Annotated in this window: 8 protein-coding genes; 3 read left to right on the top strand and 5 right to left on the bottom strand. The window is 72.1% G+C overall.

Going from position 1 to position 11,401, the window contains the following annotated elements:
- Positions 1 to 230 precede the first annotated feature (230 nt).
- The gene (locus tag FGF04_RS14090; RefSeq protein WP_149511643.1) at positions 231 to 596 is read right to left on the bottom strand and encodes an MGMT family protein; all 366 of its coding nucleotides are present in this window, start codon (positions 594 to 596) and stop codon (positions 231 to 233) included.
- A 185-nt stretch (positions 597 to 781) separates the two neighbouring features.
- On the opposite strand from FGF04_RS14090, the gene FGF04_RS14095 reads away from it, so the two are divergent.
- From FGF04_RS14095 to FGF04_RS14105, 3 genes are all read left to right on the top strand, one after another.
- Positions 782 to 3,643 (top strand): lysylphosphatidylglycerol synthase transmembrane domain-containing protein, encoded by a 2,862-nt coding sequence (locus FGF04_RS14095; RefSeq protein WP_149511644.1) that lies wholly within the window; start codon positions 782 to 784, stop codon positions 3,641 to 3,643.
- A gap of 110 nt (positions 3,644 to 3,753) precedes the next feature.
- Entirely contained in the window at positions 3,754 to 5,310 is a 1,557-nt protein-coding gene (locus tag FGF04_RS14100; protein ID WP_149511645.1) for an alpha/beta hydrolase, read from the top strand.
- Between the two features lie 226 nt (positions 5,311 to 5,536).
- Positions 5,537 to 7,093 carry an alpha/beta hydrolase gene (locus FGF04_RS14105; protein ID WP_149511646.1) on the top strand — a complete coding sequence of 519 codons (1,557 nt, stop codon included), beginning with the start codon at positions 5,537 to 5,539 and terminating at the stop codon, positions 7,091 to 7,093.
- A gap of 98 nt (positions 7,094 to 7,191) precedes the next feature.
- Here the strand turns inward: FGF04_RS14105 and moeZ are convergent, their stop codons facing one another.
- The 4 genes from moeZ to FGF04_RS14125 all read right to left on the bottom strand — a co-directional run.
- Positions 7,192 to 8,370, bottom strand: a complete 1,179-nt coding sequence (gene moeZ, locus FGF04_RS14110; protein ID WP_149511647.1) for an adenylyltransferase/sulfurtransferase MoeZ — start codon at positions 8,368 to 8,370, stop codon at positions 7,192 to 7,194.
- A 63-nt stretch (positions 8,371 to 8,433) separates the two neighbouring features.
- Complete coding sequence (locus FGF04_RS14115; RefSeq protein ID WP_149511648.1) at positions 8,434 to 9,183, bottom strand: spherulation-specific family 4 protein; 750 nt, start codon at positions 9,181 to 9,183, stop codon at positions 8,434 to 8,436.
- Positions 9,171 to 10,130, bottom strand: a complete 960-nt coding sequence (locus FGF04_RS14120; protein WP_149511649.1) for an NAD-dependent epimerase/dehydratase family protein — start codon at positions 10,128 to 10,130, stop codon at positions 9,171 to 9,173. Before FGF04_RS14120 ends, FGF04_RS14115 begins: the two co-directional genes overlap by 13 nt.
- 150 nt (positions 10,131 to 10,280) lie before the next feature.
- On the bottom strand, positions 10,281 to 11,401 hold a 1,121-nt coding region (locus FGF04_RS14125), incomplete at its 5' end, for a hypothetical protein (RefSeq protein WP_235882328.1).

Consider the following 11,401-nt stretch of genomic DNA (forward strand, 5'->3'; position numbering starts at 1 on the left):
GGCTCGGGCCACGGGTGCGCGGACGCTCCGGGGCGGACGGTGGTGGCGGGATGAACGGGACGCGCGCCGTCGACGCTACGCCGGTGGGTGCTGTGGAAGCGGCGCTTCCTCGTGTTCCCTCCCGGCACCCGTGCCTCTCGCACCACGAACGTACGGCATCGCGCGGGCGTGCCCGCATTCACCCGTACGGGCCATCTGTCCCCTTTCTGCCGGCCTCGTGCCGGAAGCTGTCAGGTGTGACCCTCCGCGTGATCGCCGCCGTCCCACCGGGCCCGTCTCATGTCGATGCGCGGGAGATGGCCCTCGGCGGCCCTGCTCGCCTCCTTGAGGGGCGTGCCCTCGCTCCGGTAGCGCGCCAGCGCCTCCAGCTCGTGGCCGGGCAGCAGCACGCCGTCCGCGCGGACGACCCGCCACCAGGGAATGGGTCTCCCATAGAGGGCCATCACCCGGCCGACCTGGCGGGGGCCGCCCTCCTCCAGCCACTCCGCGACGTCCCCGTACGTCATGACACGCCCGGGCGGTATCCGCTCGGCGACGTCGAGGACCCGCTCCGCGTACTCCGGCGGGGCGTCCGCCGGGGGACTCTGCTCACTCATCCGTCCCATCCTGCCCCACTCCTCGGACAACGTGACGGGGCGGCGACCGTGTGTGCTGCTCGCCCTCGAACAACGCTTCGGGCAGACTGTGCGCCCCCGCATTGCACCCTGATGCCCCTGTGTGTCTGCGGGGCATGCCACCATCGTGCGGGCGGTTACCGGTGATACGAGACCAAGAAGAGAAGATGAGACAGCAGGGTGTGCACCCCGAGGACGCGGAGGGCACCTCTGAGGTCTCGTCGCGTCCGGAAGCCGACGACGGCCCGGACTACGGTCCCACGGAGCCGTCCGGGACGTCCGGCGCGTCCGAGAAGTCCGAGACATCCGGAGCGTCCGTGATGTCCACTGGTTCGGACACGTCCCGACAGGCGGACACGTCCCGGAAGAAGGACATGCGCGAGGAGAGCGGACCGGCACAGGACGTCGGCGCCACCGGCGACGCCCAGGTCGAGGCGGTCGAGGGCGACGAACCGCTGCTCCCCGCGCGCGTGCACCGCCCCTCCGACCTGATGCGCCTCCTGGTGGGCGTCCTCGCGATCGCCGTACTGCTGGCGATCGCCGCGTTCGCGCACGGCACGACCTCCGGGCTGGCGCAGGACATCAACAAGGGCACCGACGAGGCGCCCGATCTGCTGATCAAGATCGCCGGGCTCGCGTCGAGCATCGCGATCCTCCTGGTGCCGGTCGCCTTCGCCATCGAACGCCTGATCAAACGGGACGGGCTGCGGATCGCCGACGGCGTACTGGCCGCGGTCCTCGCCCACGGAGTGACGCTCGCCACCGACCTGTGGGTGGCCAGGGCCGCCCCCGACTCGATCCAGAAGGCGCTCACCCAGCCCTCGCCCGGCGACATCCACGCCCTGACCGACCCGGTGCACGGCTACCTCGCGCCGGTCATCGCCTACATGACGGCCGTCGGCATGTCGCGGCGGCCGCGCTGGCGTGCGGTCCTGTGGGTCGTGCTGATGCTCGACGCCTTCTCCATGCTGGTCACCGGCTACACGACCCCCTTCTCGATCGTCCTGACGGTGCTGATCGGCTGGAGCGTGGCGTACGGGACGCTGTACGCGGTCGGCTCGCCGAACGTCCGGCCCACCGGACGGACCCTGATGGCGGGTCTGCGGCACGTCGGTTTCCATCCGGTGAGCGCGGCGCGGGACGAGGCGCCGGAGGCCCCGGACGGCGACCGCGGCCGCCGGTACTTCGTCACGCTCCAGGACGGCCCACCGCTGGACGTCACGGTGGTGGACCGCGAACAGCAGGCACAGGGCTTCTTCTACCGCGTGTGGCGCCGTATGACGCTGCGCGGCATCACCACGCGCCGCAGCCTGCAGTCGCTGCGCCAGGCCCTGGAGCAGGAGGCCCTCCTCGCGTACGCGGCCATCGCGGCCGGGGCCAACGCGCCGAAGCTGATCGCGACCTCCGAACTCGGCCCGGACGCGGTGATGCTGGTCTACGAGCACACCGGCGGGCGCACGCTGGACTCGCTGGCCGACGAGGAGATCACCGACGACCTGCTGCGCGAGACCTGGCACCAGGTGCAGGCGCTGCAGTCGCGGCGCATCGCGCACCGCAGACTGGCCGGTGACGCCATCCTGGTGGATCGTTCCGGCACGGTGATCCTCACGGACCTGCGCAACGGCGAGATCGCGGCCGGTGAGCTGATGCTGCGCATGGACGTCGCGCAGTTGGTGACCACGCTCGGCCTGCGGGTCGGCGCGGAGCGCGCGGTGGCCTCCGCCGTCGGCGTGCTCGGTCCGGACGCGGTCGCCGACTGTCTGCCCATGCTGCAGCCGATCGCGCTCACGCGCTCCCACCGCGCGACGCTGCGGAAGCTGGCCCGGGAACGTGCGGAGCGTGAGCGCGAGGCCGTCCTGGAGGCCTCCCGGCAGACCAGGCTGGCCCGCGCCGAGGAGCACGAGAACACCCCCGAGGAGACCCGGCCGGTCCTTGAGAAGCCCGACAAGAAATCCGTGCGCGCCGAACAGCGGGCCGAGAAGCGGGCCATCGACGAGGCGCTGGAGGAGGCCCGCGAGGAGGACCTGCTCACCCAGATCCGCCACCAGGTGCTGCTGATCAGACCGCAGGCACCGGTCGAGCCGGCCCGGCTGGAGCGCATCCGGCCGCGCACGCTGATCAGTTTCATCGCCGGCGCGTTCGGCGCGTACTTCCTGTTGTCGCAGCTCACGCACATCGAGTTCGGCACGCTCTTCGACGAGGCCGAGTGGGGCTGGGTCGCGGCCGCCGCGCTCTTCTCGATGCTGAGCTACTTCGCGGCGGCCATGAGCCTGCTGGGCTTCGTGCCCGAGCGGGTGCCGTTCCTGCGGGCCGTGGCGGCGCAGGTCGCCGGCTCGTTCGTGAAGATCGTGGCGCCCGCGGCGGTGGGCGGTGTCGCCCTCAACACCCGGTTCCTGCAGCGCGCCGGGGTACGGCCGGGGCTCGCGGTGGCCAGTGTCGGCGCGTCGCAGCTGTTCGGGCTCGGCTGCCACATCCTGATGCTGCTGTCGTTCGGGTACCTGACCGGTACCGAGAAGACGCCCTCCTTGTCGCCGTCCCGGACGGTCATCGCGGGCCTGCTCACCGTCGCGGTCCTCGTCCTCGTGGTGACGTCGGTACCGTTCCTGCGGAAATTCGTCGCCACGCGCGTGCGGTCGCTCTTCGCGGGTGTCGTCCCGCGCATGCTGGACGTCCTCCAGCGGCCGCAGAAGCTGATCACCGGTATCGGCGGCATGCTGCTGCTGACGGCCTGCTTCGTGATGTGCCTGGACGCGTCGATCCGGGCCTTCGGCAGCGAGGACATGCCCGCGATCAGCATCGCCAGCGTGGCCGTCGTCTTCCTCGCCGGGAACGCGCTCGGCTCCGCGGCCCCCACTCCGGGCGGTGTCGGCGCGGTCGAGGCCACCCTGACGGTCGGTCTGATCGCGGTCGGGCTCCCCAAGGAGGTGGCGGCGCCCGCCGTGCTCCTGTACCGGCTCCTCACCCTGTGGCTGCCCGTGCTGCCGGGATGGCTGTTCTTCAACCACCTGACACGCAAGGGCGCACTGTAGGGACGGGGTCCCGCCTCCCCCGTCCGGCCTGCCGGATCCTGCGTCGCGCGTCCTCACCCGCACGGCCCGCGCCCCGAGCGGCCCGTCCCGGGCGCCCTCAGGATGGAGGCATGCCGAATCCTCCCCCGCCGCGCGCCGCCGCCCTGACCGCGACCGTCCTCGTACTGCTGGCGGTCCTCGCCGGCTGCGGCGGCGACGGTGACTCCGAGGACCGGAACGAGGACCTGACGGCGCAGGAGCTCAGCTGGAAGGACTGCCCGGAGCCGTCCGACGCCGAGGGCGGCGGTGACGCCCCGTCGCCGCTGCCGGACGGCGGCACCTGGAAGTGCGCGACCATGAAGGCGCCCCTCGACTGGGACGAGCCCGAGGGGGACACCATCGACCTCGCGCTGATCCGCGCGAAGGCGAGCGGCGCCCAGGACCGGCGCATCGGCTCGCTGCTCTTCAACTTCGGCGGCCCGGGCGGCTCGGGTGTGACCACGCTCCCCGCGTTCGGCGAGGACTACGAGCAACTGCGCACCCGCTACGACCTGGTCAGCTTCGACCCGCGCGGCGTCGGCCGCAGCGCCCCGGTGGAGTGCGAGGACGACGAACAGCTCGACGCGTACTTCCAGCAGGACGCCACGCCGGACGACGCGGCGGAGCAGCGGACCCTCCTGAACAGCGTGAAGAAGTTCAACGAGGCCTGCGAGAAGAACTCCGGGAAGATCCTGCCGCACGTCCGCACCACCGACGCGGCACGCGACATGGAGCTGATGCGCCAGGTCCTGGGCGACGACGAACTGCACTACTTCGGCATCTCGTACGGCACGGAACTGGGCGGCGTGTACGCCCACCTCTTCCCCGGCAAGGTGGGGCGGGCCGTGTTCGACGCGGTCGTGGACCCGACCCAGGACTCCGTGCAGGGGTCCCTCGGACAGGCCAGGGGCTTCCAGCTCGCGCTCGACAACTTCGCCGAGGACTGCGCCTCGAAGCCGGACGAGTGCCCGCTCGGCGACAGCGCGCAGGACGTGAAGGACCGGATCGCCGAGTTGCTCAAGGACCTGGACCGCGAGCCGCTCCCGGGGGTCTTCCCCCGCGAGCTCACCCAGACCGCCGCCACCAGCGGCATCGCGCAGGCCCTGTACTCGAAGGACTTCTGGGAGTACCTCACCGAAGGGCTCCAGCAGGCGTACGAGGGCGACGGCAAGGTCCTGATGCTGCTGGCCGACTCGATGAACGGACGCGACCAGAACGGCGAGTACAGCAACATCAGCGCCGCCAACGTCTCCGTCAACTGCGCGGACGACAAGGCGCGCCCCACCGCCGACGACGTGCGCGCGAAGCTCCCGGAGTTCCGCAGGGCCTCGCCCGTCTTCGGCGACTACCTGGCCTGGGGCATGGTCGGCTGCACCGACTGGCCCGTGGCGGGCGCCGCCGACCACCCCGACGTGAGCGCACCCGGCGCGGCGCCGATCCTCGTGGTCGGCAACACCGGTGATCCGGCCACCCCTTACGAGGGGGCCCGGAAGATGGTGGACGCGCTGGGCGAGGGGGTCGGGGTCGAGCTGACGTACAAGGGGCAGGGGCACGGCGCGTACGACAGCGGGAACGCATGTGTGCGGGACGCGGTGAACGGCTATCTGCTGGACGGCAGGGTCCCGCCGGGCGGCAAGGTCTGCTCGTGACATCCGGGCCGACCCGTGAAGTTGCCGGGCCGTGGAGTTGCCGGCCCGTGAAGTTGCCGGGCCGTGGAGTTGTCGGGCCGCGCGCCTCGGATCACCGAACGTGATCCGCGAAATCGCAGGTCAGACGGTTATCCACAGGGCTCCGCGGCGTTCGCAGAGATCTGCCTAGTATGGCCTGACTGTCATCCGCGACATCCGGCGGAGGACATCGCGAGGGGGTAGGCTCATGGCGCGTATCGCACGGTGGACGGCACTGACCGCCGCCGCCCTGCTGGTGGCCGGCTGCAGCGGCTCGTCCACGGACGACGGCGGGGACGGCAAGAACGACGCGGGTGGCAGGCCGCCGGCCGCGGCGTCCTCCTCCGGCACGGTGCCGGGGCTGCCCTCCTCACTCACCTCGCAGAAGCTCGACTGGAACGGCTGCAAGGCCACCGCGACCGGTCCCGCACCGGGCGAGGAGTGGCGGTGCGCGACGCTCAAGGTGCCGCTGGACTGGTCGAAACCGGCGGGCGAGACCATGGGGCTCGCCATGATCCGCAGCGAGTCGAGCGGATCGTCGAAGGACCGCATCGGCTCCCTGCTCTTCAACTTCGGCGGTCCCGGCGGCTCGGGCGTCGACTACCTGCCGCCCTTCGGACCGACGTTCGCGAAGCTCCACGAGCGGTACGACCTGGTCAGCTGGGACCCGCGCGGCGTCGCCGCCAGCGAGGGCGTGCGCTGTCGCAGCGACAAGGAGATCCAGGCGGCCGAGTCGGTCGACACCACACCGGACACGGCGGCCGAGGAGGCCGCGTACTTCGAGGACGCCGCGGACTTCGGCAAGGGGTGCGAGAAGTCGGCGGGCAAGCTCCTGGGACACGTCTCGACGACCGACACCGCCCGGGACATGGACCTGATGCGCCATGTCCTCGGTGACGACAGGATGCACTACTTCGGCATCTCGTACGGCACCGAACTGGGCGGCGTGTACGCGCACTTGTTCCCCGGGAAAGTGGGCCGGCTGGTCCTGGACGCGGTCGTCGACCCGAGCGCCGGCACGGTCGGCCACGCGGAGAACCAGGCCAGGGGCTTCCAGCGCGCCCTGGAGGACTACCTCAAGTCGACCGGGCGGGACCCCAAGAAGGGATCGCGGGAGATCGCGGCGCTGCTGGAGCGGATCGACTCGAAACCGCTGCCGGCCTCCGGCGGCCGTGAGCTCACCCAGCAGCTGGCCCTCACCGGCGTCATCTACCCCCTCTACAGCAAGGCGTCGTGGCCCGCCCTCACCAGCGCCCTCGAAGCGGCCGAGGAGGGCGACGGCACGGAACTGCTCGCGCAGGCGGACGGCTACAACGACCGTGACGCCTCCGGCCGTTACGGCACGACCACGCATTCGCAACGGGTCATATCGTGCTTGGACGACAAGGAGCGGCCGACGGCCGAGGAGGCGAAGGAGCGGCTGGCCCGGTTCCGGAAGATCTCCCCCGTGTTCGGCGACTCGATGGGCTGGGACACGGCCGGCTGGTGCCACGACTGGCCGGTGGCCGGGCAGTACGAGACGCCGGAGGTGAGCGCGCCGGGCGCGGAGCCCGTCCTGGTGGTAGGCAACACCGGCGACCCGGCGACGCCGTACGAGGGTGCGCGCAAGATGGCGGACGAGCTGGGCAAGGGCGTCGGTGTGCAGCTCACCTGGAAGGGCGAGGGGCACGGGGCGTACGGCAGCGGGAGCGACTGCGTCGACGGCACGGTGGACGACTACCTGCTGGAGGGGTCGGTCCCGAAGGACGGCAAGGTCTGCTCGTAACGACCCCGACCCCGGCAGCGGCTGCGGTCGTTCGGGCGGACCGCGCGGAAAGGGGCCCGGCACACGCGGTGCCGAGCCCCTTCCCCGGGGATCTGCGTCTAGTAGACCGGCTTCTGCGGCTCGATCTGGTTGACCCAGCCGATCACGCCGCCGCCCACGTGCACGGCGTCGGAGAACCCGGCAGACTTAAGGACCGCCAGGACCTCCGCGCTGCGGACACCCGTCTTGCAGTGCAGGACGATCTTCTTGTCCTGCGGGAGGGTCTCCAGGGCGGTGCCCATGAGGAACTCGTTCTTCGGGATCAGCTTCGCGCCGGGGATCGAGACGATCTCGTACTCGTTGATCTCGCGGACGTCGATGATCTCGATGTTCTCGCCGTCGTCGATCCACTCCTTGAGCTGCTTGGGAGTGATCGTCGAGCCGGCGGCCGCCTCCTGGGCCTCCTCGGACACGACGCCGCAGAAGGCCTCGTAGTCGATGAGCTCGGTGACGGTGGGGTTCTCGCCGCAGACCGCGCAGTCCGGGTCCTTGCGGACCTTGACCTGGCGGTACTGCATCTCCAGGGCGTCGTAGATCATCAGGCGGCCGACGAGCGGCTCGCCGATGCCCGCGAGGAGCTTGATGGCCTCGTTGACCTGGATGGAGCCGATGGACGCGCACAGCACGCCCAGCACGCCGCCCTCGGCGCAGGAGGGGACCATGCCGGGGGGCGGGGGCTCCGGGTACAGGCAGCGGTAGCAGGGGCCGTGCTCGGACCAGAAGACGGAGGCCTGGCCGTCGAAGCGGTAGATCGAACCCCAGACGTACGGCTTGTTCAGCAGCACGCACGCGTCGTTGACCAGGTAGCGGGTCGCGAAGTTGTCCGTGCCGTCGACGATCAGGTCGTACTGGCTGAAGATGTCCATCACGTTCTCGGCTTCGAGCCGCTCCTCGTGAAGGACCACGTTCACATAGGGGTTGATGCCGAGCACGCTGTCGCGGGCCGACTCGGCCTTGGAACGGCCGATGTCCGCCTGGCTGTGGATGATCTGGCGCTGCAGGTTGGACTCGTCGACCTCGTCGAACTCCACGATGCCGAGCGTGCCCACGCCCGCGGCGGCCAGGTACATCAGCGCCGGCGAGCCCAGGCCGCCGGCGCCGACACAGAGCACCTTGGCGTTCTTCAGCCGCTTCTGCCCGTCCATGCCCACGTCGGGGATGATCAGGTGGCGGGAGTACCTGCGGACCTCGTCTACGGTGAGCTCAGCAGCTGGCTCGACCAGGGGTGGCAGCGACACGGGGACTCCGTTGGTCGGTCGATCACTACGGTTGTTCTTCCCGTAACACTGCCACGCCCATCTTCATTCCGAGACACCCGTTCCGATACGCGAGACGATCTCGTCCCAGTAGCCGGGCAGGCTCTCCCAGGGGTCGGCCGTGCCCCCGCGATCCGTGCGGTCGGTGAAGTAGATCGTCGAGGCTCCCTGCCAGCGCGCGATGCGCAGCGCCTCGTCGAGGTGGCCCCTCGGCATGCCGTGCACGAAGTGGCAGAAGCGCTCGGGCGGGTACTCCGCGGTCCACTCCGCCACCTGCGACCAGCGGTAGTCGCTCCAGGGGCCGGAGAAGGTCACCAACTGGTCGGCCGTCTCGGCGTAGCCGGGATACGGATGGGTGCCGTGGCCGAGGACGACGTGGCCGCCGCCGAGGATTCCGCGCAGGGTGGAGATCGTGCGCCGGACCTCCGGGAGGGCCGTCCGCTCCGTGGGACAGCGGTCCAGGAGGAAGCCGTCGACCCGGTACCAGTCGAGGTAACGGCGGGCGTCGGAGAGGAGTTCACCGGACGGGCGTGCGCCGTACGTCACATCCAGGTACCCGAGGACGCGGGTGCCCGCGTTGCGCAGGCGTCCGGCGGCTTCCAGGCAGTGCGGGTCGGGACGGTCGCCGGGACCGCCGGCGACGTTCAGGACGACCCAGTGCAGGGGGGTTCCGCGGCGGGTGAGCGCACCCCATTCGGCCGGGGCGACCAGGGGATGCGCATAGCCGGGGACACCGAAGCCGATCCGCAGGTCCGTGCCGGCGGCGCCGGTCGCGGTACGGGTCAGATACGACATGCGGCCTCCATCCAGATGTCGGCGAGGGATTCCTCAAGGTTGATCCGGGGCCGCCAGCCGAGCCGGTCGCGTGCGGTGCGCACGTCGGCCTGCTGCCAGCTGCCGCAGCCGTCCGGATAGGGGTACGCGGCCGGGGCCGTGTGCTCTGTTTCGGAACGGGGGTGGCCGATGGACTGCCTGACGGGGCCGGGGGGTCCGTCCAGTTCGTGGAGGGCGCCGGCGTATCCGGCGACCCGCGCCAGGACGGAGGCGGCGTCGCGCAGGCGCACCGCGCGACCGGATCCGATGTTGATGACGCCCTGCGCGGCGGAGAGGGAGGCGGCGTGGACGGCACGGGCGACGTCGCGCACGTCGATGAAGTCGCGCTGGACGCCGAGGCCGGTGAGTTTGAGTTCGCCGTCGCCGGACTGCATGGCGCGGCGCATCGCCTCGGCGAGGCGTCCGAGGGGCGAGCCCGCCGGGGTGCCGGGTCCGCAGGGCGAGAAGACCCGCAGGACGACGGCGTCCAGGCCGGATCCGAGGACCAGTTCGGTGGCGGCGAGCTTGCTGACGCCGTAGGGGCCGCCGGGGCGGGGCACGGCGTCCTCGGCCGTGGAGGACCCGGGCTGGCTGGGACCGTACTCCGCGCCGCAGCCGATCTGCACGAGGCGCGCGCCGCAGCCGCTGCGGCGCAGGGCCTCGCAGACGGTGGCGACGGCGACGGTGTTGTGCCGGGTGAGCTCGCGGGCGCCGCCGCGGGTGGCGCCCGCGCAGTTGACGACGACCCCGGGGTGCACCGCGTCCAGGAAGCGGGTGAGCGCTCCCGGGCTGCCGCTCGCGAGGTCGAAGCGCACGTCCGCGTCGTCGCCCCGGCCGAGTGCGGTGAGCTGCACGGCGGGGTCGGCGAGGAGTCGGTCGGCGACGAACCGGCCGAGGTATCCGTTGGCTCCGATCAGCAGCACCCTCATCGGGCGGCTCCCGGGGCGGACTCTCCGATGCGGAGGGTGATCATCTGGTGTTCTCCTTCGAGGTGTTGCCGTGGGGCGTTCGGGAGGCCCGCGGTGTCGGCCCCGCGGGAAGGGGTGCGCTCGGCGGGGAGGCCGAGGGTCGGTGGCGGTTCACGGCGTGTCGCCGCGCACCGCGTGGGCCGAGGCCCGGGTCAGGGTCCTGCTCACGTGGAGCAGCAGGACGAGTGCCGCGGCTCCGCACACGAGGGCCGGGACCGCGCCCGCTCCCCAGGCGTCGGCCACGGTCCGGACGGGCACGGCCAGTGCCTCGCAGCCGGGCAGCCGGCCCGCGAAGACGCTCAGCAGGGCCACCGTCTCGCCCACGCCGGCGAGCGCGAGGACGACGGCGGGGGCGTGGGTGAAGCCGTGCACGGTGAGGAGCCGGGCGAGCAGGAGGAGCGCGCCGAGGGCGCCGGCTCCGGCGTAGGCGGCGGGCTCGTCCAGTACGGCGCCGCTCAGGGCTAGCAGGCCGCCGAGGGCGCAGAGGAACAGCGCGAACACGCCCAGGAGCAGGGGCCGTACGGAGGCGGCGAAGTCCTCCAGGGCGCGGCTGGCGGCGAGTCGGCGCCGGGCGCGTACGGCGAAGAGGTGTGCGCACCAGGCCGCGGGGGCGCAGGCCGCGCTGAGGGCGAGGACGGACGCGAGGGCGATCGGCCAGGGGCTGTCGGAGCCGCCGGTGGGCGGTCCGTCGGGGCCGCCCGCCAGGCCCGTGGTGAGCATGCCGTCGCCGAGGAGGGCGTAGGCGAGGAGCAGGCAGCTCCACGCGCGGGTGGAGGGGGCCGGGGACCAGGCCGGGGCGGCGCGCAGGGGGCCGCGGCCGAGGGCCGCGCGCAGGGCGAGGGCCACGGCGAGGACGCCCGCGACGGTCACCGCGAGCCGCGGCCGGCCCTCGGTGTACCGCAGGCCGGCCACGGCCGCCGCGCAGAGGGTGCCGGGCAGCAGTGCGAGGAGGGCCCAGTCGGCGCGGGCCCGGGGGACGTCGGACGTTCCGGCCGGCGCGGCCGTGTCACCGGCGCGGGGCACGCGCGCGTACATCTCCTCGGCGAGCGAGAAGACGTCCCGGTGCCGGAAGTGCGTGGCGGTCCGGTCGGTCACGCCGTGCGCCTCCAGACCCGCGGCGATCTCCAGGGGGTCCACCGCGCGTTCGCACAGCTCCCGGTGGCGGTGCATCAGGGCCTTGACCGGGTCGGCCCCACCGCGGGGGGCCGCCGCGGGCGCGCGGTCGGCGGGGG

Origin of the sequence: Streptomyces apricus (assembly GCF_008369065.1) — a bacterium.
Lineage (GTDB): Bacteria > Actinomycetota > Actinomycetes > Streptomycetales > Streptomycetaceae > Streptomyces > Streptomyces apricus.